Origin of the sequence: Streptomyces sp. NPDC048441 (assembly GCF_043200235.1) — a bacterium.
In the GTDB taxonomy this organism is placed as follows: Bacteria; Actinomycetota; Actinomycetes; order Streptomycetales; family Streptomycetaceae; genus Streptomyces.
Genome location: NZ_JBICXM010000009.1, coordinates 82,980 through 105,040 on the forward strand (window position 1 = coordinate 82,980; position 22,061 = coordinate 105,040).

Here is a 22,061-nt window from a genome sequence, read left to right on the forward strand (position 1 = left end):
TTCACACCTTCCGGTAGGAGTACGCCTCCACTGCCGCGGCCTCCACCGCGTCGAGATCGGCGCCCGTCGAGGCGGTCACCAGGGCCGCGACCGCGCCCTCCACGAACGGGGCGTCCACCAGGCGGGCGCCGTCCGGGAGCTCGTCGCCCTCGGCGAGCAGCGCCTTCACGGTGAGGACCGCGCTGCCCAGATCGGTGAGGATCACGACACCCATGCCGCGGTCCACCTGCGCGGCAGCCGCCGCGATGAGGTCCGAGCTGGTGCCGAGGCCGCCGTCATCGGTGCCGCCGGCGGGGGCCACGGGCGCGGTCTCCCCGCCGCCCGCGAGTCCTCTGGCCAGCGCGGCTACGGCTTCGGCGACGGGCCCGCTGTGCGAGACGAGGACGATGCCGACCAGCTTCTCGTCACTCACGACCGGCCTCCGGAGTCTGGGCATCCCCGGTCGGTGCGTCCCCGGTCCGTGCCTCTGCGGTCTGGACTAGCGCGTCGAAGAGGAGAGCCGACGAGGTCGCGCCGGGATCCTGATGCCCGATGCTGCGCTCGCCCAGATAGCTGGCCCGCCCCTTGCGCGCTTGCAGGGGAATCGTGGCGAGGGCACCTTCGTTCGCGGCGTCACGCGCCGCACCGAACGAACCCCCGAGCGCGTCGACCGCGGGGACGAGGGCGTCCAGCATGGTCTTGTCGCCGGGCACGGCGCCACCGAGGGCGCTGACCGCGTCGACGCCCGTGCGCAGTGCGTCGGCGAACTCCTGCTGACCGACTTCGGTGGCGTCACCGAGGGCCTTGCCGGTACGCCGGAGCAACGTCCCGTACAGCGGCCCCGACGCACCCCCCACGGTGGAGATCAACTGCCGCCCGGCCAGGGTGAGTACGGCCCCCGGCGTAGCAGGCGCTTCCTTCTCCAGCACGCCCGCCACGGCGGCGAAGCCACGCTGCAGATTGCTGCCGTGGTCGGCGTCACCGATCGGCGAGTCCAGCTCGGTGAGCCGCTCCGCCTCCCGGTCGACGAGCGCGGCGGTCGAGGTCAGCCACTGTCGGAAGAATGCGGCGTCGAGCACGGAAACTCCTTGCGCGGTAGAACAATTGGGCACGAGCGAGACGACGTCGTACGTCGTGACGGCGGGCAGAGACAGACGGAGGGGGAGGGGATCAGACGCCCCAGCGGAGCCCGGCCGTACGCACCGGGGCGTTCCAGAGTCGAAGCAGCTCCTCGTCGACCTGACACAGGGTCACGGAGGCCCCGGCCATGTCGAGCGAGGTCACGTAGTTGCCGACCAGGGTGTGCGCCACGACGATGCCGCGCTCGGCGAGGACGCGCTGCACCTCGGCATTGAAGCCGTACAGCTCAAGCAGCGGCGTGGCGCCCATCCCGTTGACCAGCACGAGGACGGGATTACGCGGCTGTAGATCCTCGAGTACGACGTCCACGGCGTAGTCCGCGATCTCACTGGACGTCATCATCGGGCGCCGCTCACGTCCGGGCTCGCCATGGATACCGACGCCCAACTCCAGCTCGCCGGGCGGCAGATCAAAGGTGGGGCTGCCCTTGGCAGGAGTGGAACAGGCGCTCAGGGCGACCCCGAAGCTCCGCGCGTTCTCATTCACCTGCCGCGCGATCGACTCGACCCGCTCAAGGGGCATCCCCTCGTCGGCCGCCGCGCCCGCGATCTTCTCGACGTAGAGCGTCGCGCCGGTGCCGCGCCGCCCGGCCGTGTACAGACTGTCGGTGACGGCCACATCGTCGTTGACGAGCACCTTGGCGACCTGGATGCCCTCGTCCTCGGCGAGTTCGGCGGCCATGTCGAAGTTGAGGACGTCCCCCGTGTAGTTCTTCACGACGAACAGCACCCCCGCCCCACTGTCGACCGCGGCGGCGGCCCGCACCATCTGATCCGGCACGGGCGAGGTGAACACCTCACCGGGACAGGCGGCCGACAGCATCCCCGGCCCCACGAACCCACCGTGCAGCGGCTCATGCCCGGACCCACCACCGGAGACGAGGGCGACCTTCCCGGCGACGGGCGCGTCGCTGCGTACGATCACGCGATTCTCCACGTCGACCGTCAACTCGGGATGCGCGGCCGCCATGCCCCGCAACGCGTCCGCGACGACTGTCTCCGCCACGTTGATCAACATCTTCATGGATACCTCCTGGTGAGATTGACAGTAAGCCTCTGGGCTGTGTCTTTGCGGGTCAAGCCAGGTGAGGTCATTATCGAGCGAACGGCGCCAGGTGGCGCGGGCTGCGGTCGAACTGTTCGGCTATGAAGTTCTTCCGCCGTCTGCGCGGACCAGGGGCCAACTGACCGAGAACGACACCGTGTTGATGCTCCGTCCGCCAGGGGTGGGCGTACTCGCCCCCGTCACCCGGCAGTGCCCGCCTTGGTCCCCCACACGTACACCTGGTCCCCGACACGCAGCAGGTCCCACAGCGCCTTCGCGTCTCGCAGTGCGAGGTTTATGCAGCCCGCGGAGCCGCCGCCGTCGAAGAGGGGCTCGTAGCGGCCGTGGAGGGCCTGGCCCCCGTCGAAGAACTGGGCGTAGGGCATGGGCGCGTTGTCGTAGAGCGTGGATTTGTGGTCGATGTGACGCCAGTAGATGCGGTGCCAGCCGTTGCGGGTCTCCTGGCTGTCACGTCCACTGCGGATGGGTATGGGACCGAAGCGGACCGCCTTGTTCACCTGGACCCAGAGCAGCTGCCGGGTCAGGTCGACACAGGTCACGCGGAAGGAGCGGACCGGACAGTGCCCTGCGGCGTTCGGGTTCGGGCGGGCCTGTACGGCGACCAAGGTGCGGTACGTGGCGAGGTTCGCGTACCCGTCGGCCGGACGGAGGCCCTGCTTGGCCTGGAAGGCGCGGATGGCGTCGCAGTCGGCCGGGGACTGGACGCCGTCGACGGGGCGCTTCAGGGCTTGTTCCAGAGGACGTTGGTAGGGGCCGGTGGGCGCGGTGCAGGGGGCAGGAGCGGCCTCTGCCACGGCGGCACCGGCGGGCAGCAGGGCGGTCAGACAGGCCAGGGTCAGCAGGACGCGCATGGGCTCTCCCGGGAACGGCGCACGATCGGAGCGGCCCGGCCAGCATGAGCGAGCCACCGGCCCGGCCGCTCGTGGGGAGCGGCCGAACCAGTGACGGCGACCGTGGCGGCTACTTCCCGCCCTTGCCCGGTTCACCGCGTCGGTTGGTGAGGCTGACGGTGACGCCGTTGTCGGCGTTCTTCTTGGTGAGGACGTACGGCCCGGTCACCGGCTTGGCCGGAGCCGCGTAGCCCTCGGGCACGGCCGTCTCGCGCAGGTAGTACGCGCCGAGCGGCAGGTCGTCGTACACGCAGGCGCCCCGGTCGTCGGTGGAGCAGCCCGCGCCGACGCGGGTGTCGTGGCTCGTGCCCGAGGTCTGCAGCCCGCGGACGCGGTTGGTCTCGCGCCACAGCTCGAACACGGCGCCCGCAAGCGGCTTGTGGGTCTTGGCATCGGTCTTCTTGACGCGGATCGAACCGGTCGCCCCCGGTTCGGCGGTGTTACGCGCTGTCAGCTCGACGCCCTTGGAGGCGTTGGCAGCGGTCAGGCTCAGCGGCCCGAAGACGTTCGGGTCGGGCAGGACGTATCCGTCGGGGGCACCCGTCTCGCGCCAGTAGTACGTGCCGAGGTCGACCTCGCGCCGACACCGGCCAGTGGCCCCGGTCGTGCAGTCGGCGCCGACCTTCTCGTCCGGCGTCGCGCCGCCGGTCTGCAGTCCCGCGGTGCCGTTGGCCTCGCGCCACAGTTCGAACTGGGCGCCGGGCAGCGCGGCACCGGTGACGCTGTCGGTCTTGCGCACCCGCACTTCGCCGGTGACCGAGTTGGGCTTGCCGCAGGCGGGCAGATCGCCGTTGAAGGGGTAGGCGTGGATCTCCTGGCCCCCGCCGGTTCCGGCGGCGCTGGTGTGGGTGAGCGAACCGGTCGTGAAGAGGCGGCCGTTGATGCCGGTCATGGACGCCGTGGTCATCGAGCTCTGCTCGCCGACCAGAACGCTGCCCTGGAACTGGCCGGTGCCCCGCAGGTCCACGGTGGTGGCGTCGGGGAAGTTCCACAGCAGCCGGTCGCGGTAGGCGTTGAGTGCGTCGCTGTCGCTGATGCCGCCGCTGTAGGTGTTGATGGTGCGGTTGGCCCCGACGATGTTGACCAGGATCGTGGCGTCGTCGGGGATGTTCTCGAAGTTGAGCCCTTGCTGGACATCCTTGCTGTTCCCGACGAGGTCGAAGTCGACGTTGAACACCTGCAGCGCCGAGGTGCCGTCCCCGGTGAAGGTGGTCTGGTCGGGTGTGTACACGGCGGTGCCGGTGGCCGGCCGCTGGGTGCCGTCGACGCGGGCGTAGCACTGGCTGGCGGCGGTGAGCTGGTCGCGCAGCGGGCGATACGGGGCGACGGCGTCGGCATCCTCGGTCACGGTGCCCTCGATGGTGCCGCTGACGCTGCCCGCGTGCCGCACTACGCCGCCCTCGGCCAACAGCCGCTCGCCGGAGGCGACGCCGATGTCGCCGCCGGCGGTCAGGAAGTCCGCCCCGTCCTCGGGCGGCACACGGGAGCCGACACCGGCGATCCCGACGTTGTAGACCGCGCTGGCCCCCTCCTCCTTGTCCTGGTCGAACCGGTCGAGAGCGACGACCCGCCCCTCCGCCTCGGCGGCCCTGCCGCGCACCAGGAAATCGTCACCCACGAAGACGTTGATGCCGTTGTCGCGGCCCGCGTAGTCGCCGTTGTCGATGGCGGGATACGGCTCAGGGCAGTCGCCGGGGACACACGGGCCAAGGCCACCCGGGAGGGGGTCGGCGTGCGCGGGCGCACCCGCGCCCACCACCAGGGCCGGGGCCATGGCCCCCAGGAGCGCTAGGGAGAGGCCCGCACCGCGCCCTCGGTTGAGCGCGTGGCCGAAGCGTCTGCTGGAAAATGGGTTCATGACACTAACGTGCGCTCCGGCATGTTGTGCCGGTCGGCGACACGACCCGAAGCCGCGCGCAGTGCCCCCAACGGGCGAGTAGTCAGACGCGTCCGTGCGCACCGGCATCCCGAGCTCACGGCGAACAGGTGCCGGTGGACCTCGGCCCTTCTCGCGCTTGCTCGACCACCAGGTTCACACGTAGTCTGTATTTGCCTAATAGGTTTAGGCAAATGCTTAATGGTCTCTAGCGAATCTGGGGGAGGGTATGGCACGCGTAGGACTGACCACGGAACGCCTGACCCGGTCGGGCGCCGAGCTGGCCGATGAAGTCGGCTTCGACCAGGTGACCGTCTCGGAGCTCGCGAGGCGGTTCGACGTCAAGGTCGCGAGCCTGTACTCGCACGTCAAGAACTCCCACGACCTCAAGACCAAGATCGCCCTGCTTGCCCTGGCGGAACTCGCCGACCGGGGCTCCGCCGCCCTGGCCGGGCGGGCCGGGAAGGATGCCCTGACCGCCTTCGCGAACGTCTACCGCGACTACGCCAGGGAGCACCCCGGCCGCTATGCCGCCGCCCAGCTGAGGCTCGACCCGGAGACGGCAGCAGCCAGCGCGGGCGGCAGACACGCGCAGATGACGCGGGCGATCCTGCGTGGCTATGACCTGACCGAGCCCGACCAGACCCATGCCGTTCGACTCCTGGGCAGCGTCTTTCACGGCTACATCAGCCTGGAGCTGGGCGGCGGCTTCAGCCACAGCGCGCCCGACACGCAGGAAACCTGGACACGAACCCTGGACGCCCTGGACGCCCTCCTGCGGAACTGGCCCGCTCCATGAAGCCCCCACCCCCATCCACCCATCGCAAGGTTGAGTCCATGCACACCGAGCACGACTGGATCACCACACCCATCACCGAGGACCTCCTGCGCGGCGCCCTCGAACTCGAGCACACCGAGCACGGCATATTGCCGCACCGGCTGCCGTCCTGGGCCCGCGCACAGTGTGCCGACGGGCAACTGGCCATGGCGGAGTCCCAGCCCTCCGGCGTACGGCTCGTCCTCCGTACGCGGGCCACCGTCCTTGAACTGGACACGCTGCCCACCAAGCGGGTCTATGCAGGTGCCCCGCCCCGCCCCGACGGCGTGTACGACCTGCTCGTCGACGGACGCCTGGCCGACCAAGCGCGAGTGACCGGTGGCAACACCCTGACCATCGACATGACCGCGGGGACCGCGGAGACCCGGTCGGGCCCGGCAGGCACCGTCCGCTTCACCGATCTGCCCGACGACATCAAGGACGTCGAGATCTGGCTGCCGCACAACGAGACCACCGAACTCGTCGCCCTGCGCACCGACGCCCCCGTCGAACCGGTGCCGGACCAGGGCCGCAAGGTGTGGCTGCACCACGGCAGTTCGATCAGCCACGGCTCCGACGCCGCAAGCCCCACGACCACCTGGCCCGCGCTCGCCGCCTCCCTGGGCGGCGTGGAACTGGTCAACCTGGGCTTCGGGGGCAGCGCCCTGCTCGACCCGTTCACGGCCAGGACCATGCGGGACACACCCGCGGATCTGATCAGCGTCAAGATCGGCATCAACCTGGTCAACGCCGATCTGATGCGCCTGCGCGCCTTCGGCCCGGCGGTGCACGGCTTCCTCGACACGATCCGCGAGGGCCACCCGGCCACGCCGCTCCTTGTCGTCTCGCCCACCTTCTGCCTGATCCACGAGGACACCCCTGGCCCGGCCGTCCCGGATTTCAGTCTCGTCGGCGAAGGCAAGCTCCAGTTCCTGGCCGCGGGCGATCCGGCGGAACGCGCGAGCGGGAAGCTGACGCTCAATGTCATCCGGGACGAGCTGGCCCGGATCGTGGCGCAGCGGGCTGCCGACGACCCGAACCTGTACTACCTGGACGGCCGTGAGCTCTACGGAGAGACCGACTTCGCCGAGTTGCCGCTGCCCGACCAGATCCATCCGGACGCCGCCACCCACCGCCGTATCGGTGAACGCTTCGCGGCCCTGGCCTTCGCTCCTGACGGCCCGTTCACTACGCCGTGAAGAAGTCGCCGAGCGCGCGGGCGATCCGGCCCGGGGCGTTCTCCGTGGGGATGTGTCCCGCCTGAGCCGGCGCATCGACGCGGCACGGGTCCTCCTCGAACGGACCGACCTGCCGGTGGAGGCCGTCGCCACCCGGGTCGGACTCGCATCGGCGGTCGACCTGCGCCGCCGTTTCCGCCGCGCACCTGGGCACTACACCCGGCGCCTACCGGCGGACCTTCGGAGAAACCTGACCCCGCCGCCTACTTGTCCCGTTCCACCGGCGGTACCGCCGGTGCGGGCGCGGTGCTCGCGCGTACGACGAGCCGCGGTTCCACGGACTCGGGCTCGGGTGCGGCGTCCGGGTCGGCGATGTGGCGCATCAGGTGGGACACGGCCAGGGCCCCCATGTCGGCGAACGACTGGGCCACGGTCGTGAGTGACGGCGAGCAGTACTCGGACAGCGCGATGTCGTCGACGCCGACGACGGAGATGTCGTCGGGCACGCGCCTGCCCAGTTCGTGCAGTGCCCTGATCACCCCGAAAGCCATCTCGTCGCTCGCGACGAACACCGCGGTCACCTCTGGGATCCGGCCCAGGATCAGGCCGTTGCGATAGCCCGACGCGGGCGACCAATCGCCCTTCAGGACGGGCGGGACGTCTCTGCCCGCCGCCTCGAGGGTCTCGCGCCAGCCCCGCAAGCGGCTTGCCGCGTCGAGCCATTCGCCGGGTCCCGCGACATGCCAGACCGTCTCGTGTCCGAGCTCGAGCAGGTGGTTCGTGGCGAGGCGCGCCGCCTGCGCCTGATCCACCGCGACGACCTCGGAAGCCGACGTACGGGAGCCGTCGATGGTGATGGTGGGGAGCGAGCGCGTGAGCTGCTCCATCTTCCGGCTCACATGGATGAGGGGGATGGCCAGGATGACCCCTTCCACGCCCTGGTCCGCGAGACGGGACAGCGCGTCCTCCACGGACTGTGTGTCCAGAGAGGCGGTGGAGGCGGTGCTCACGGTGTATCCGGCGGCACGCGCCGCCGTCTCGATGCCGAATGTGACGGTCGTACGTGAGTAGAACGTCGTCTGCAGGGTGACGACGCCGATCGTCCTGCTCCGCCCCGACGAAAGCCGCTGCGCGGCGGCGTTCATGCGGTAGTCGAGCTGGTCGACCGCGGCGAGCACCTTGGCGCGCGTCTTCTCCCGCACGTTGGGATGAGCGGACAGTACGCGGGAGACCGTCTGGGCGGAAACCCCCGCGACTCGGGCGACGTCAGCCATGCCGGGCGGCCGAGCGGCGCTCTCGCCACTGTTCTCTGTCTCCATGTGGGCCTCTCTCACGTTTTCTCCGCCGGATGATATCGGCCTCAAGCCCATGACGTGAGGGTGAGTGGCCCCCAAGGCGGAGCCCTCAAGGCGGCTATTGGCATCGCTAACATTCTCTGCCATAGTTTCGGCCATCGGTGCGAGGGGCGGGGCCTGGGACGGCCCGCCCGCGTCTTCGATCTCGTAGCACCGCACCTTCGATCTCGCAGCAGGCCCCGCCCCTCGGCGTCAGGGTCTGACCCTGCCCACGTACACAAGGAGTGGCCGTGAAGAGGACCCGTACGCGCACGGCGGTAGCAGCCGGAGCCGTCACACTCACGCTGGTGCTCGGCGGATGCTCATCGTCCGGTTCGGAGTCCGCCGGTGGCGGCGGTGACGGTGACGGAACAGGGTCGCTGAAGTTCTGGGGCTGGTCGCCCGGGTACGCGGACGCGGTCAAGGCGTTCAACAAGGCGCACCCCGATATCAAGGTCGAGTACCAGGAAGTGCAGCCCGGCGCCAAGGGCGGCTACCAGAAGATGCTCAACGCGGTGCAGGCGGGCAACGCCCCCTGTCTGGCTCAGGTCGGCTACGAGACCCTGCCGAGCTTCGCCGCGCAGGGTGCCTTGACGGACGTGTCGAAGTTCGCGAACGGCGACAAGGGCGACTTCCAGAAGGCGGCCTGGAGCTCGGTCTCGCTGGGCGACGCGGTCTACGGATCACCCGTGGACACCGGGCCGATGGCCCTGTTCTACAACAAGAAGGTCTACGACGAGCTGCACCTCAAGCCGCCGAAGACCTGGGACGAGTACAAGTCCCAGGCCAAGAAGATCCACGCCTCCGACCCCAAGCGCTATGTCTCGTCGCCCTATCTGAACTACGACTACGCGGGCCTGTCCTGGCAGGCGGGCGCCAGCTGGTTCGGCATCGACGGCGACGCGTGGAAGGTGGGGCTCGGCTCCGCGGCCAACCAGAAGGTCGCGGGTTACTGGCAGGGCCTGGTCGATGACGGCCTGATCAGCAAGGCCCCCATGTACGACCAGTCCTGGTACACCGGAATTGGCAGCGGTAACATCGCGTCCGTCGTGGGCGCCGTCTGGCAGGCCGGTGTCATCAAGGGCGGCGCCAAGGACGGCTCGGGCGACTGGGCGGTGGCGCCGATGCCGCAGTGGAAGGCGGGCGACACCGCGGTCGGCAACGCGGGCGGCTCGGCCACTGCCGTCCTCAAGGGCTGCAAGTCCAGCAAGGCCGCGTGGACCTTCGCCCACTGGCTCAGCACCGACCGCAAGGCCTACGCGGGACTGGTCGACAAGGCGTCCCTCTACCCGGCGGCCACCGCCCTGCTCGACCTGCCCCAACTCAAGGCGAAGGACGAGTACTTCGGCGGTCAGAAGATCTACGACGTCTTCGCGAAGGCGGCCCCCGAGGTCAACTCCGACTGGACCTGGGGCCCTGTCATGACCAAGACCTCCGCCGACCTGGACGACGCGCTCAGCACGGCCTGGGCGGGCAAGGGCACGTTGAAGGACGCCCTGCGCACCACCCAGGACAAGACGGTGGGCGAACTCAAGAACCAGGGCCTGAAGGTGACCGAGTAGGGCGGCAGGCCGGATGCCTCAGGTGCCGACCGTCGACACTCCGCCGGTCGGCGCCTCGCCCCGCACCAACCAGGGCGGCCGGTAGGGGGACCCGGCCGCCCCAGGCGACGACGAACCGGAAGAGAACCGTGACCACGACAGCCAGAGCGGCGGGCACCGCCGCACCGCCGGGGAACACCCCCCGGAACACCTCGCCACCGCCACGGCGGCGCAGGCGGGAGACGGCGCTCAGCAAGCGCACGCTGCTGCTGTTCGGCGGGCCCTTCTTCGTCCTCTTCGCGGCGATGTACATCGCGCCCATCGTCTACGCCGCCGGGAGCAGCCTCTTCGTCGTCAAGCGCTCCGGCCTCGGACTGACCGCGCCGACCAAGGAGTTCGACCCCCTCCACAACTTCGCGCAGGCCTTCGGCGACCACGACTTCCTGGCCGCGCTGGGGCGCGTGGGCCTGTTCGCCGTGGTCCAGGTGCCCCTGATGCTGGGTCTCGCGCTGGGTCTCGCGCTGCTCATCGACGCCAAGTCCGCGCGCGGCAAGGGCTTCTTCCGCCTCGGCGCCTTCCTGCCCTATGCGATCCCCGGCGTCAGCGCGGCCCTGGTGTGGTCGTTCATGTACTCCTCCGAGTCCAGCCCCATCAACCACCTCCTCGAGCCGCTCGGCATCCAGATCCCGTTCTTCTCCAGCGGCTCGGTCCTGTGGTCCGTGGCGAACATCGTCACGTGGAGCTGGACCGGCTACAACATGATCATCATCTACAGCGCACTCCAGACGATCCCCGGCGAGGTGCTCGAGGCCGCGAAGATGGACGGGGCGTCCGCCCTGCGGATCGCCTGGCACATCAAGATCCCCGCCGTACGCAGCTCCCTCGTCCTGACCTCCGTGTTCTCCATCATCGGATCGGCGCAGCTGTACAACGAACCCACCGTGCTCCAGCCCATCTCCGGCGGCTCCATCTCCTCGATGTTCACGCCGATCATGTCCGCGCAGTCCGCGGTGGCGGCGGGCAACTACCACTACGCGGCGGCCCAGTCGGTCATCCTGGCCCTCGCCGTCGGGGCGCTGTCCTTCACCTTCTTCAAGCTGACCAACAGAGGTGACAAGGCATGAGCGTCCTGACCCGCGGCGCGAGCGCGGCCGGAGCCAAGCGGGAGACCACCACCGCGAGCCGGGCCGTCGTCCTCTCGCTGCTGCTGATCTCCACTGTCTACTTCCTCTTCCCCCTCTGGTGGCTCCTTGTCTCCGTCACCAAGCCCTTCGGAAAGCAGTTCAGCGGCAATGGCCTCTGGTTCGACGGCTTCGGGCTCCTGGACAATCTCAGCAGGCTGACCGCGCAGAGCGACGGGATCTTCTGGCGCTGGATGCTCAACAGCGTGCTGTACTGCGGGATCGGCGCCCTGGCAGGAACGCTGCTTTCCGCCATGGCCGGCTATCTGCTCGCCAAGTACGAATTCCGGGGCAAGGGCGCCCTGTTCGGGGCTGTCCTCGCCGCCGTACTCGTACCGAAGATCCTCTTCACGCTGCCGCTGTATCTGATGTTCTCCGAGGTCGGCCTGATCAACAACCCGCTCGCCGTGCTGCTCCCCAGCATCGTCAGCCCGTTCGGCGTGTACCTGGCGCGCATCTTCGCGGCTCAATCCGTGCCGGACGAGGTGATCGAGGCCGGGCGGCTCGACGGGGCGAGCGAGTTCCGGGTCTTCCGCACCGTCGCCCTGCCGATGATGCTCCCCGCCCTGGTGACGATCTTCCTCTTCCAGTTCGTCGAGATCTGGAACAACTACCTGCTGCCCGCCATGGTCCTGGGCGACGACCGGCTCCAGCCCGTGACGGTCGGGCTCGTCGGCTGGAACGCCAGCCACGGGGTGGCCGTCCCGGCCTCCCTCGTCGTCATCGGATCCCTCGTGTCCGTGGTCCCGCTGATCATCGCCTTCCTCGCCCTGCAACGCTTCTGGCGCACGGGCATGACCGCCGGAGCAGTCAAGTGAACCGCACCGCCCCCGATTCCCTGCTGACGTATCCGGACGGCGCTCTGCTGCGCGACGGCACGCCGCACCGCATACTCGCCGGCACCCTGCACTACTTCCGCGTCCACCCCGACCAGTGGCGCGATCGCCTGGAACGCCTGGCGAGCATGGGGCTCAACACCGTGGACACCTATGTCGCCTGGAACTTCCACGAGCGGCACCAGGGCGAGCCGGACTTCGAGGGTCGGCGCGACATCGAGCGCTTCATCCGCCTCGCGGGCCGGACGGGACTCGACGTGATCGTCCGCCCCGGCCCCTACATCTGTGCCGAGTGGGACAACGGCGGCCTGCCCGCCTGGCTCACCGATCGCCCCGGTATGCGGTTGCGCTCGTCGTACGCGCCCTATCTCGCTGAGGTCGCCCGCTGGTTCGACGTACTCGTGCCGAAAATCGCGGCGCTGCAGGCGGTCCACGGCGGGCCTGTCGTCGCCGTCCAGGTGGAGAACGAGTACGGCAGTTATGGAGACGATCACGCGTACGTCCGCTGGATCCACGAAGGGCTGACATCCCGCGGCATCACCGAACTGCTCTACACCGCGGACGGCCCCACCGAGTTGATGCTCGACGGCGGTACGCTCCCCGGTGTCCTCGCCACCGCCACCTTCGGCGCGCGCGCCGACCAGGCGGCCGGCCTGCTGCGCTCACGGAGAGAGCGGGAGCCGTTCATCTGCGCCGAGTTCTGGAACGGCTGGTTCGACCACTGGGGCGAGAAGCACCACACACGGTCGGCCACGAGCGCGGCCGAGACCCTCGCCGACATCATCGACCACGACGGCTCGGTCAGCCTGTACCCGGCACACGGCGGCACCAACTTCGGCCTGTGGGCCGGCGCGAACCACAGCGAAGGCGCCCTCCAACCGACCGTCACCAGCTACGACTCGCACGCGCCCATCGCGGAGCACGGCGAGCTGACGCCGAAGTTCTTCGCACTGCGGGACTGCTTGCGCTCCGTCTCCGATGCGGCCGTCCTGGAGCGGCCCCTGCCTCCCGACCCGAAGCTGCTGAAGCCGCAGGTGCTTCCGGTCACGCGAGGCTCGGGCCTGCTGGACGCGCTCGTCACGACGACCGAGGCGGTTCCGGCCGCCGATCCACTGAGTTTCGGCGAGTTGGGGCAGGCCTCGGGCCTGGTCCTGTACCGGGCGCACCCGCTGCTGCCCCATGGGCCGATCGAGCTGACGATCTCCGGACTGCACGATCGTGCCCAGGTGTTCGTCGACGGGACGCCGGCCGGAGTGATCGACCGGGAATCGGGTTCGCTCGGCCTGAAGGGCGCGGGGGAGCGCATCAGGCTCGACATCCTGGTCGAGAACCAGGGCCGCATCAATTACGGTCCCTTGCTCGGACAGGGAAAAGGGATTCTCGGTGGCGTACGGCTCGAACGACGGCTTGTGCACGGCTGGAGCATGTACCGGCTGCCCCTCGACGAATGGTCGGCAGACGATATCGGCCGAGCAGTCGCTGTCGCAGCCGCGGCACCGGAAGGCGGCTCGGGATTCGCGACCGCCACCTTCAGCGTGGACGACCGCGCGGACACTTTCTTGTCCCTGCCGGGCTTCGGCAAGGGATTCGCCTGGGTCAACGGATCTCTGCTCGGGCGCTATTGGGAGATCGGCCCCCAGCAGACGCTTTATGTGCCGGCACCGCTGCTTGTCAGGGGCGAGAATCTCGTCACGGTCCTTGAACTGACACGCTTCGGCGTCCAGGTCGAACTTCGTGACAGTCCTGAACTGGGGCCGACGGAAGAATACGTCGAGACATTCTCCTAGCGTTCGGCCCAAGCAGCGGCAGAGGCAGCGGCAGCGGAAGACGCCGAAGCTGCCGTAATCCGTTCTCATCTCATTCCCTGGAGTTGTTCCCCATGTCCAACACAGCTTCGTCCCGCACGGCCGTCGAGATCGCCTCACAGCCCGACAGCTGGTCGCGAGCCGCGGAATCCGTCGGCTTGTTCTCCGATGTCCTGCCGCGCCGTGGGGAACGTGTCGCGGTGATCGGCTGCGGAACCTCGTGGTTCATGGCCATGGCTTACGCGGAGTTGCGCGAGCGCGGTGGTCACGGCGAGACCGACGCGTTCGCCGCCTCGGAGTTTCCGCACGGGCGTACCTATGACCGCGTACTGGCGATCAGCCGGTCGGGGACGACGACGGAGGTCCTCGACCTCCTCGCGCGGCTGAAGGGCTCGACGCCCACCGGTGCGATCACCGCGGATGCGCGGACACCCGTCATGCGCGTGGCCGATGGGGTCGCCGTGCTCGACTTCGCCGACGAACAGTCAGTGGTGCAGACCCGGTTCGCCACCACCACCCTGGCGCTGCTGCGTGCGCATCTGGAGGCGGAGGGGGCGCTCCCCGCCGGAGTCCGCCCGATCGGCGACGCGGTGGCCGACGCACGTCAGGCGACCACCGCCGAGCTCAGCGCGGAGGTGTGCGGTGCTGAGCAGTTCTCCTTCTTGGGTACGGGCTGGACGTACGGTCTCGCCCTCGAGGCGGGGCTGAAGATGCGCGAGGCCGCGGGAGCGTGGACGGAGGGCTACCCCGCCATGGAGTACCGGCACGGGCCGATCAGTATCACCGGCCCCGGCCGCGTGGCCTGGGTGTTCGGGGCCGTGCCGCAGGGCCTCGGCGACGACGTCGCACGGGTCGGCGGCACCTTCGTCGCCGGTTCCGGGGACACGATCGGGGACCTGGACCCGCTGGCCGACCTCATCCTGGCCCAGCGGCTCGCCGTCCAGCTCGCGGAAGCACGCGGCTACGACCCGGACCGGCCCCGCAACCTCACACGCTCCGTCATCCTCGAAGACGACCGTGCCTGACCGCCGCAACGTGGAAGAAGCCCATGCCTCTCTCGAGCACTGACGGCATCGTCGGCCCGGCGTACTCCCGCGCTTCGGGCGTGGGGGGCGGAGGGGGCGTAGGGGCGTTCAATGTAGTCCAGATCGAACACGCCGAGGCGATAGTCGCCGGAGCCGAGAACGCCGGACTGCCCGTCATCCTCCAGATCAGCGAGAACACCGCCCGCTACCACGGCGCACTCGCACCGATCGGGCTGGCGTCCCTCGCACTTGCCCGGTCGGCCCGCGTCCCGGTGGCGGTCCATCTCGACCACGCGGAATCGGCCGACCTGGTCCATGAAGCCGTCGAGCTCGGCTTCACCTCCGTCATGTTCGACGCGGCCAGACTGCCCTATGACGAGAACGTGACCGCCACCCGGCAGATCACGGACCACTGCCACCGCACGGACGTGTGGGTCGAGGCCGAACTCGGCGAGGTCGGCGGCAAGGACGGCGCACACGCTCCTGGCGTACGCACCGACCCGGACGAAGCCGCGGCGTTCGTCGCGGCGACCGGCGTGGACGCTCTCGCGGTCGCTGTCGGCAGCTCACACGCGATGCTCACCCGCGACGCCGTCCTCGACTTCGAACTCATCACCCGCCTGCGGGCCGGCGTCGGCGTGCCGCTCGTCCTGCACGGCTCCTCCGGAGTCTCAGACGCGGATCTGACCAAGGCGGTCGCGGCCGGGATGACCAAGGTCAACGTGTCCACGCACCTCAACAAGACCTTCACCCGGGCCGTCAGGGACTACCTCGACGCCCACCCCGACACCGCCGACCCCCGCAAGTACCTCGGTCCCGCACGCGCCGCCGTCGCGGCGGAGGTGTCCCGCCTGCTGCGTGTCCTCGCGGCCGACTGATCCCGCTTCAGGGGCCGATGACGGGCGGTGAGCGGAACCGCGCGGACGTCGCGCTCGTCCCAGAGGTACCGCAGGAGGCACGGGACTCAGAGGGGGCGAGGTGTATGGCGAGGTGGAAGAGGTGGGCGGCTGTGGTGGCCGCCGCCTGTGCGGTGGTGGCGGTGGCTGCCGTGGTCACCGTGTCCGCCGTCTCGGGCGGCGACACGGACGGCGTGCCTCCGGCCGGACCGAAGAACGGCTCCCCGACGGCATCGACGGACCGGCCGCAGGACGCCGGGAGCGGAGCCACGAAGGACGACGATCCGGGGTCGGCCTCGACGTACTGGACGGAGGAGCGCAGGCGCCATGCGTCCCCGGGGCAGATGCCCGATCCGCAGGAACCGTAGAAGGAAACCGGCGGGAGCGACCGGAGAACGTGGAAGGCACGGCGCCATGAACCACGGCGCCGTGCCCTGTTCTGCGTCAGTGCTGGTCAGCGGCGGTCAGTGCTTGGACACGTCGTTGTACACGTTGATCGCTCCGTCGCCGTGGTTCGACGACCAGCCGTGGTCGTCGTCCCACTGGTCGTCCGGCACATTGGGGTCGTTGTCGTCGATGTGGGACATCGCGCCGACGATGTAGCCACCGCCGCCGCTGTTCATGTCGTCGAGCCAGGGGCCTCCGCTCGATCCCTGCCCCATGTCGCAGACCATCTGCAGCCGCTCGTCCCAGAACCAGACGCTGGCGTCCTCGGTGTCGCCCTGGCAGTAGTACAGCTCGTCGCCCGGGAACGAACGGCCGTTGCCCGCGGCCGGGTAGCCGAGGAACGTGACATCGCTGAAGTCCTGGCCGTGGCCGAAGCGGTAGCCCTGGGCGCCGGTGAAGTCCTGGAGGTTTCCGTTGGCCGTCTGCGGGGTGACCTCCACCGCGGCGAGGTCACTCTGGAAGTCTTCGTCGTCCTGCCAGCCCTTGGTCGTGTTGGTGTAGGTGGCCTCCCACAGGCCGTGCGGCGCCGCGCCCCCGTCGTCGTCCGGGGCGAACGCCATCCGGTTGACGTCGTAGTACGCGTCCGCGCCGTCGCCGCCCGGGTGAACACAATGCCCCGCGGTCCACAGGGTGTTGTGGTTGTCGGCGGTGATGACGCTCGCGGTGCACTGCATGTCAGCGCCGTTGTTGTTGACGAAGAAGAGGCGTCCGGTGGTGAGCGCGGGCGCCGATCCTGCCTTGCCCCAGCGCTCGGCCTTGTTGAGTGACATCGCGGACAGGTCGCCGCCCGGCGCACTCGACGCGCTCCGGGTCTTCGGCGCGGTGGGCGGCGCGGACTGCGGGGCGAGTTGTTCGGTGGCTGCCTTCGCGGCGTCGTCCTGTACGCGCGCGGACTGCTCGGCGCTCAGCTTCGGGAGCGGAACCGAGGTGGCCTTCGCCATGCGCTCGGACGTCCAGTACGCCGAGGCGTCCTTCCCGGACGACCGGGACGACCCGGACGACGCGGTTGCGCCCGCCCCCGCGGACGCGGCCGTGCTGCTGTCGGCTGAACTAGCTTTGGATTCCCCCGCGTTGGCCGCCTGTATCGGCAGGCCGAGTGTCACTACGGCGAGTGCGATGCCGGTGAGACCGACGCGGAATGCTCTGCGGCCGGATGTGTTCACCTGTGTTCCCCCTAGGTGGCCGGTTCATGAATGTGTCGACCGAAAAACGGGCACAGCGCGGGACACCGCACACCTCACATCGCCTTGCAGTCATGGCAAAGCCATGACAAGACATGCATCGAAGCCCCCGTCATGCCGGACCCAGCTTGGGAGGGGGCTTGGACGTAGATCCACGTGTGTGGCACGAGTTGTCCGAAAGTTCGAAGCATCCGGCTGAGAACGATGGGCTGAGTGGGAGCGGTGTGCGCGACTGCGGTGGGAGGGGTGAGCAATGCGGTACGAGGTCGGCACAAGGGGAGATCGGAGTTCCGGCGAGGCCCTCGTCAGCCCGCTCGGAGCAGGCCGTACCTCACCGCTCCCAAGCTCTGCGTACGACACCACGAGGATCTTCGCGAACCCTCCAGCGGCTGCCGATGACCATGGTGGCCCTGCGTCGGGTGTCGTACGGGGCCCAGCCGGGGTCGCCGGTGCGGGCGAACCGGATCCAGGCGGCGTGCATACGGGGTGCCAGACTGGAGGGTGGGTTCCCGGGGCCGAGCAGCGCGTCGGGTCCGCGCAGCGGCGCGGGGCCGAGGCCGAAGACGAAGGGGAGTTCCACCGTGTGCGTGGCGCCGAGCTGTCCGTCGAGGGCGGGGGAGCGCCAGTCGAACAGGTAGCTGTAGGTGGTGCCGGATGACCGGTCGGCGTGCGCCCCGGCCAGAGCCCAGCTCCCCGCGCCGAACAGGGCGTCGCCCATGACGGCGGAGCGCAGTCGGCCCGGCGTGGCGCCGGGGTGTGCCGTGCGGTAGGTCTCGATGAGCAGGTCGGGTTCGGGGTGGGAGAGCTCCGCGGCGGTCCTGACGTCCGCCATGGTCGAGGCGGCGTACGCGCCGGAGGGGACGAGGTAGAGGTTGCCCTCCTCGGTGTTGGTGCCGATCAGGAGATCGATGTCGGCGGCGCTGCCGCTGTCGTTGCCGATGTCGCTCCCGGCGGCGATGGCGTCGGCGGGCTGTCGGTCCGCGACCAGGCTGAAAGGACTGAGCCCGATCAGTGGGTCGTACGCGGTTGTGGTGTGCAGATCGATCCCTCCGAGTCGGGACGCGGCCTCCACCAGACGCGCGTCGGGGACGCCGTCGAAAGCCTCGGCGTGCGGCGCGATGCCCAGTGCCGCTGCCGCCGCCTTCGTCACGCGCGCGGCCTGTTCGGGCGAGAAGGCACCGAGGCCGCTGCCGCTCTGGACGATGGCGCGCCGGACGAGACCCCTGCTCTCCGGCGCGGCGATGACGGCACCTGTGAGGGTGGCGCCCGCGGACTGGCCGAAGAGGGTGACCTGGTCGGGGTCGCCGCCGAACGCGGCGATGTTCTCCCGTACCCAGCGCAGGGCGGCGAGTACGTCGAGGAGTCCACGGTTGCGCGGAGATCCGGGGAGATCGAGGAACCCCGCGATGCCGAGGCGGTAGTTGAGGGTCACCAGGACGACACCGTCGCGCGCGAAGGCGGTGCCGTCGTACAGGCTCGCCCTCGTCGATCCCGCCACGAAGCCTCCGCCGTGTACGAACACCATGACCGGCAGGGCGGTTTCCTCGCGGACGGGGGAGGGGGTGAGGGCGTGGTCGGGGGTCCACACGTCGAGAGTGAGGTAGTCGTCCCCGCGGACCCAACCCGGCCCGAAGTAGGGCGACATGTCGATCGCCCCCAGGTTCCGTTCGGCCTGTGGCACGGTCGGCCCCGCCGTCGTCGCGTCCCGGACGCCGCTCCACGGGGCGTGCGGCCGAGGTGCTGCGAAGCGTCCGGTGCGGATAGGGGGCTCGGCGTACGGGATGCGGTGGAAGACCGCGACGCCCTCGTGCCGGGCACCGGCCACCACGCCCTGCGCGGTGGTCACTTCGGGAGCCTTGGTGCGGTTCTCGGTACTCATGCCGCCGTCACCTGTCCCCGGCCGGAGTGGCAGGGGAATGCCGGGTGAAAGGAGCCCACCCCTTGATGGCGAACGCGCCGCCCGCGCGCTCGACCTCAGCGGCGCTGTGGCCTCCCAGATGTGCGGGAACGACAAGGGCGTTGTGGTCGGCGGCCCAGCCGAGGACCCGTCGGCGGGTGGCGCGGGCGCCCGCGGCGTCCTCGCAGAAGCAGCTGTTGTGGTCCGGATCGACGAGCTGAACGGGGCTGTGCAGCAGGTCGCCGACGAAGACCGCGCGGTCGGTGCCGCTGGTGAGGGTGAGGACGCTGGATCCGGGGGTGTGTCCGGGGGCGGGGTCGAGGCGCAGGTTGGCGTCGATGCGGTGGCCTCCCTCCCACAGATGGACCTGGCCCGCCCGGTGGACGGGGGCGACGCTGTCCTCGAAGACGTTCTGGTTGCCGCGGCCGAGCAGGGGCTTGTGGCCGTTCTCCGGGTTCCAGAAGTCGTAGTCGTCCTTGGGTATCAAGTAGGTGGCGTTCGGGAAGGTGGGGACCCAGTCCCTGCCGTCCAGGTAGGTGTTCCAGCCGACGTGGTCCACGTGCAGATGCGTGTTGATCACCACATCGACGTCCTCCGGGGTGACGCCGACGCGTGCCAGGTCGGCCAGGAAGTCGGTGCGCAAGTGGCTCCACACAGGGGAGTACGGGCGCTCCTTGTGGTTGCCGACCCCCGTGTCGACGATGACGGTCTTCCCTTCGCTGCGCAGGACCCAGCTCTGGATCGCGGAATTGACGATGTTCGTGCGCGAGTCGAGGAAGTCCGGGGCGTGCCAGGCGGCGTTGGCACGCCAGGCGTCTTCCTCGACGGTCGGGAGGAATGCGCCGGGCGTCATGCCGGCAGGGCCGTAGTACTCGATGACACGGGTGACGGTGACGTCGCCGAGTTCGATCTGGTCCATCGGGTGCTCCATGGTCGGGAGGCTGGCTGCGGACAACCACCACCGTCGCCGTGTCCGCGAAGGTCAGCCAGACCCGCCGATGCCTACCCCGCTGCTGCCTATCCCGGACAGGGGCAGGCTGCCGAGCACGCGCCGATGCAGACTTGAGGGCATGAGAGAACGCGGCCCGCTCGGCGACTTCCTGTACGCGCGACGCTCCCGGCTTCGCCCCGCGGACGTCGGCCTGAAGGACTACGGCGACCGGCGGCGCGTGGCAGGGCTCCGCAGGGAGGAGCTCGCGCTGCTCGCCGGGGTCAGCGCGTCGTACTACACGCGGCTTGAGCAGGGCCAGTCGGTCGGGGCGTCCCCGGAGATCCTGGACGCCGTCGCCCGTGCGCTCTGCCTCGGCGAGGCGGAACGCCGGCATCTGCACGACCTCGCCGACGCGGGCAGGAGGCGTACCCCGGTCCGCCGCCCGAAGCCCGAGCGGGTGGGGGTCTCCACGCTCCATCTGCTGAGCACCCTGGAGAGTGTTCCGGCACTGGTCAGCGGCCGTCGTACCGACGTACTCGCATGGAACAGGCTCGGCCACGCACTGTTCGCGGCGCATACGAGCCCCAGCGGTCCGGAGCGGGCGGCGGAGCGCCCCAACCTGGCCAGGATGCTCTTCCTCGACCCTCACACCCGCGAGCTGTACGCCGACTGGCAGACGAAGGCCGAGGCCGTCGTCGAGAATCTGCGGATGGTCGCGGGACGCTACCCCGACGACACGCTGCTGACCTCGCTCATCGGTGAACTCACGGTCAAGAGCTCGGAGTTCGCGGCCATGTGGACCGACCACCGGGTGCAGCCGTGCGCTTTCGCCAGCTACGAGATGCGCCACCCCTTGGTCGGCACGCTCACCGTGACCCAGCAGAGCCTCCGCCTCCCGCCGGAGGAGGATCAGCACCTGGTCCTGGCCGTCACGGAGCCCGGCTCACCGTCACAGGAAGCGATAGCCCTCCTCGGCCAGGCCACTACTGCCTACGCCTCCGCTCCGGCCGCCAGCTCCGCGCCCGCACACCCGCGTTCCTGAAGTGCGCGAAGGGCCGCGACAAGGAGAGGGTGGAGCCCGGAGAGGCACATCACTCGACGCGGAGGCGCCCCACCGGGTACATCGGGGGCGGCTGGTTCCCGAGCTGCTCGACGCCGGTCATCAGGTGCGGTGTCTCGCCCGCTCGCCCGGCAAACTGCGTGACTACCCGTGGGCCGGGCGGGCCGAAGTGGTGATGTGACCGAGCAGGCCTGCCGGGTGGCGGCCGAGACCGGGGCGGCACGGTTGCACATCGCGGGGGGAGTGAGCCGGTACGCGCTGCGGCGCGAGGAGCGGTTGCGGGCCGCGCTGTCCGGTACCGGATGCGAGCTCGTCGTCCATGACGCCGTCGTCACGGCCGTCGCGCCGGGGGAGCTGCTCCCGTCGGGGCGCGACCACTACGCCGTGTTCACCCCGTACTTCCGGCGCTGGACGGCAGCGGGCGTACGAGAGGTGCTGCCGGCTCCGCGCACGGTACCGGTCGCCGGCGTGGCGTCGGAACCACTGCTGCCGCGTGCGGAGATCACCGGCGTCTCGCCGGGCGTGGACACCGGTGGCGAGAGCGCGGGGCGGCGCGGGATGCGGGCCTGGCTGTCCGGCGGCGTCGCGGGGTACGAGGACGGTCACGACGACATCGCGCGTGAAGCCACATCGCGTCTCTCGCCCCACCTCCACTTCGGCACCCTGTCGGCGGCCGAAGCCATCCACAGGGCGTCCCGCGAGGGCTCATCGGGGGCGGAGGCGTTCGTACGGCAGCTGGCCTGGCGGGACTTCCACCACCAGGTCCTCGCGGCCCCGCCCGGCCGCGGCCGCCGAGGACTACCGCTCGCGCGGTGACCGGTGGCGCTCGGACGAGAAGGAGGCCGCCACCTGGCGTGCCGGGCGCACCGGCTACCCCTTCGTGGACGCCGCGATGCGGCAGCTCCGCCATGAGGGCTGGATGCACAATCGGGGGCGCATGGTGGTGGCGAGCTCCCGGGCGGCGGCTACGTACGCCGCTGGC

The 22,061-nt window shown here is 69.8% G+C and carries 20 protein-coding genes and 1 pseudogene; 11 read left to right on the plus strand and 10 right to left on the minus strand.

Features of this window, described 5'->3' with window-relative positions:
* Position 1 precedes the first annotated feature (1 nt).
* The 5 genes from ACGFSB_RS22890 to ACGFSB_RS22910 form a co-directional block, all read right to left on the minus strand.
* Positions 2-412 (minus strand): PTS-dependent dihydroxyacetone kinase phosphotransferase subunit DhaM, encoded by a 411-nt coding sequence (locus ACGFSB_RS22890; protein WP_393402198.1) that lies wholly within the window; start codon positions 410-412, stop codon positions 2-4.
* The gene (gene dhaL / locus ACGFSB_RS22895) at positions 405-1,058 is read right to left on the minus strand and encodes a dihydroxyacetone kinase subunit DhaL (protein ID WP_393402201.1); all 654 of its coding nucleotides are present in this window, start codon (positions 1,056-1,058) and stop codon (positions 405-407) included. The genes ACGFSB_RS22890 and dhaL overlap by 8 nt, the downstream gene beginning before the upstream one ends.
* A 91-nt stretch (positions 1,059-1,149) precedes the next feature.
* Positions 1,150-2,142 (minus strand): dihydroxyacetone kinase subunit DhaK, encoded by a 993-nt coding sequence (dhaK, locus tag ACGFSB_RS22900; protein WP_393402204.1) that lies wholly within the window; start codon positions 2,140-2,142, stop codon positions 1,150-1,152.
* 221 nt (positions 2,143-2,363) lie between these two features.
* Positions 2,364-3,035, minus strand: a complete 672-nt coding sequence (locus ACGFSB_RS22905) for a L,D-transpeptidase family protein (protein WP_393402207.1) — start codon at positions 3,033-3,035, stop codon at positions 2,364-2,366.
* A gap of 109 nt (positions 3,036-3,144) precedes the next feature.
* Entirely contained in the window at positions 3,145-4,932 is a 1,788-nt protein-coding gene (locus tag ACGFSB_RS22910) for a choice-of-anchor A family protein (protein WP_393402210.1), read from the minus strand.
* 247 nt (positions 4,933-5,179) lie between these two features.
* On the opposite strand from ACGFSB_RS22910, the gene ACGFSB_RS22915 reads away from it, so the two are divergent.
* Both ACGFSB_RS22915 and ACGFSB_RS22920 read left to right on the plus strand, forming a co-directional pair.
* Positions 5,180-5,749 carry a TetR/AcrR family transcriptional regulator gene (locus ACGFSB_RS22915; protein WP_393402213.1) on the plus strand — a complete coding sequence of 190 codons (570 nt, stop codon included), beginning with the start codon at positions 5,180-5,182 and terminating at the stop codon, positions 5,747-5,749.
* Between the two features lie 38 nt (positions 5,750-5,787).
* Positions 5,788-6,966 carry a GDSL-type esterase/lipase family protein gene (locus ACGFSB_RS22920; protein WP_393402216.1) on the plus strand — a complete coding sequence of 393 codons (1,179 nt, stop codon included), beginning with the start codon at positions 5,788-5,790 and terminating at the stop codon, positions 6,964-6,966.
* Here the strand turns inward: ACGFSB_RS22920 and ACGFSB_RS22925 are convergent.
* Together ACGFSB_RS22925 and ACGFSB_RS22930 are read right to left on the minus strand one after the other, a co-directional pair.
* Positions 6,956-7,159: a hypothetical protein gene (locus tag ACGFSB_RS22925; protein ID WP_393402218.1), complete on the minus strand. Its 204-nt coding sequence runs from the start codon at positions 7,157-7,159 to the stop codon at positions 6,956-6,958. The genes ACGFSB_RS22920 and ACGFSB_RS22925 overlap by 11 nt on opposite strands.
* Before the next feature lie 49 nt (positions 7,160-7,208).
* Positions 7,209-8,264 (minus strand): LacI family DNA-binding transcriptional regulator, encoded by a 1,056-nt coding sequence (locus tag ACGFSB_RS22930; protein WP_393402220.1) that lies wholly within the window; start codon positions 8,262-8,264, stop codon positions 7,209-7,211.
* A 266-nt stretch (positions 8,265-8,530) separates the two neighbouring features.
* Between ACGFSB_RS22930 and ACGFSB_RS22935 the strand changes: the two genes are divergently transcribed.
* The 7 genes from ACGFSB_RS22935 (at position 8,531) to ACGFSB_RS22965 (ending at position 15,931) form a co-directional block, all read left to right on the plus strand.
* A complete protein-coding gene (locus tag ACGFSB_RS22935; RefSeq protein ID WP_393402222.1) occupies positions 8,531-9,841 on the plus strand; it encodes an ABC transporter substrate-binding protein in 1,311 nt (436 codons plus the stop codon).
* A gap of 128 nt (positions 9,842-9,969) precedes the next feature.
* Positions 9,970-10,944, plus strand: a complete 975-nt coding sequence (locus tag ACGFSB_RS22940; protein ID WP_393402224.1) for a carbohydrate ABC transporter permease — start codon at positions 9,970-9,972, stop codon at positions 10,942-10,944.
* Entirely contained in the window at positions 10,941-11,819 is an 879-nt protein-coding gene (locus ACGFSB_RS22945) for a carbohydrate ABC transporter permease (protein ID WP_393402226.1), read from the plus strand. The genes ACGFSB_RS22940 and ACGFSB_RS22945 overlap by 4 nt, the downstream gene beginning before the upstream one ends.
* On the plus strand, positions 11,816-13,624 hold the full coding sequence (locus ACGFSB_RS22950; protein WP_393402229.1) for a glycoside hydrolase family 35 protein: 1,809 nt from the start codon (positions 11,816-11,818) through the stop codon (positions 13,622-13,624). Before ACGFSB_RS22945 ends, ACGFSB_RS22950 begins: the two co-directional genes overlap by 4 nt.
* A 92-nt stretch (positions 13,625-13,716) precedes the next feature.
* Positions 13,717-14,667, plus strand: coding sequence for an SIS domain-containing protein (locus tag ACGFSB_RS22955; protein WP_393402231.1), 951 nt, complete (start codon positions 13,717-13,719; stop codon positions 14,665-14,667).
* Between the two features lie 23 nt (positions 14,668-14,690).
* The gene (locus tag ACGFSB_RS22960; protein ID WP_393402233.1) at positions 14,691-15,545 is read left to right on the plus strand and encodes a ketose-bisphosphate aldolase; all 855 of its coding nucleotides are present in this window, start codon (positions 14,691-14,693) and stop codon (positions 15,543-15,545) included.
* 104 nt (positions 15,546-15,649) lie between these two features.
* Positions 15,650-15,931 (plus strand): hypothetical protein, encoded by a 282-nt coding sequence (locus ACGFSB_RS22965; protein ID WP_393402236.1) that lies wholly within the window; start codon positions 15,650-15,652, stop codon positions 15,929-15,931.
* A 96-nt stretch (positions 15,932-16,027) separates the two neighbouring features.
* On the opposite strand, the gene ACGFSB_RS22970 is transcribed toward ACGFSB_RS22965, so the two are convergent.
* The 3 genes from ACGFSB_RS22970 to ACGFSB_RS22980 all read right to left on the minus strand — a co-directional run bounded on the left by ACGFSB_RS22970 (position 16,028) and on the right by ACGFSB_RS22980 (position 20,007).
* Entirely contained in the window at positions 16,028-17,173 is a 1,146-nt protein-coding gene (locus ACGFSB_RS22970; protein WP_393402238.1) for a trypsin-like serine peptidase, read from the minus strand.
* Between the two features lie 349 nt (positions 17,174-17,522).
* On the minus strand, positions 17,523-19,070 hold the full coding sequence (locus tag ACGFSB_RS22975) for a carboxylesterase/lipase family protein (protein ID WP_393402240.1): 1,548 nt from the start codon (positions 19,068-19,070) through the stop codon (positions 17,523-17,525).
* Positions 19,071-19,077: 7 nt separating this feature from the next.
* Entirely contained in the window at positions 19,078-20,007 is a 930-nt protein-coding gene (locus ACGFSB_RS22980) for an MBL fold metallo-hydrolase (protein WP_393402764.1), read from the minus strand.
* Between the two features lie 151 nt (positions 20,008-20,158).
* Between ACGFSB_RS22980 and ACGFSB_RS22985 the strand changes: the two genes are divergently transcribed.
* Entirely contained in the window at positions 20,159-21,061 is a 903-nt protein-coding gene (locus ACGFSB_RS22985; RefSeq protein WP_393402242.1) for a helix-turn-helix transcriptional regulator, read from the plus strand.
* Positions 21,062-21,244: 183 nt separating this feature from the next.
* A pseudogene (locus ACGFSB_RS22990) lies at positions 21,245-22,052 on the plus strand (FAD-binding domain-containing protein); the annotation flags it as partial.
* Between the last annotated feature and the right edge of the window lie 9 nt (positions 22,053-22,061).

Bases quoted from the DNA above. Each gene is read 5' to 3' on its own strand.
- ACGFSB_RS22905 (WP_393402207.1), bottom strand. From the start codon at position 3,035: ATGCGCGTCCTGCTGACCCTGGCCTGTCTGACCGCCCTGCTGCCCGCC.
- ACGFSB_RS22945 (WP_393402226.1), top strand. From the start codon at position 10,941: ATGAGCGTCCTGACCCGCGGCGCGAGCGCGGCCGGAGCCAAGCGGGAG.
- ACGFSB_RS22915 (WP_393402213.1), top strand. From the start codon at position 5,180: ATGGCACGCGTAGGACTGACCACGGAACGCCTGACCCGGTCGGGCGCC.
- ACGFSB_RS22975 (WP_393402240.1), bottom strand. From the start codon at position 19,070: ATGAGTACCGAGAACCGCACCAAGGCTCCCGAAGTGACCACCGCGCAG.
- ACGFSB_RS22985 (WP_393402242.1), top strand. From the start codon at position 20,159: ATGAGAGAACGCGGCCCGCTCGGCGACTTCCTGTACGCGCGACGCTCC.
- ACGFSB_RS22955 (WP_393402231.1), top strand. From the start codon at position 13,717: ATGTCCAACACAGCTTCGTCCCGCACGGCCGTCGAGATCGCCTCACAG.
- ACGFSB_RS22920 (WP_393402216.1), top strand. From the start codon at position 5,788: ATGCACACCGAGCACGACTGGATCACCACACCCATCACCGAGGACCTC.
- ACGFSB_RS22965 (WP_393402236.1), top strand. From the start codon at position 15,650: ATGGCGAGGTGGAAGAGGTGGGCGGCTGTGGTGGCCGCCGCCTGTGCG.
- ACGFSB_RS22930 (WP_393402220.1), bottom strand. From the start codon at position 8,264: ATGGAGACAGAGAACAGTGGCGAGAGCGCCGCTCGGCCGCCCGGCATG.
- ACGFSB_RS22910 (WP_393402210.1), bottom strand. From the start codon at position 4,932: ATGAACCCATTTTCCAGCAGACGCTTCGGCCACGCGCTCAACCGAGGG.
- ACGFSB_RS22960 (WP_393402233.1), top strand. From the start codon at position 14,691: ATGCCTCTCTCGAGCACTGACGGCATCGTCGGCCCGGCGTACTCCCGC.
- dhaK (WP_393402204.1), bottom strand. From the start codon at position 2,142: ATGAAGATGTTGATCAACGTGGCGGAGACAGTCGTCGCGGACGCGTTG.
- ACGFSB_RS22980 (WP_393402764.1), bottom strand. From the start codon at position 20,007: ATGGACCAGATCGAACTCGGCGACGTCACCGTCACCCGTGTCATCGAG.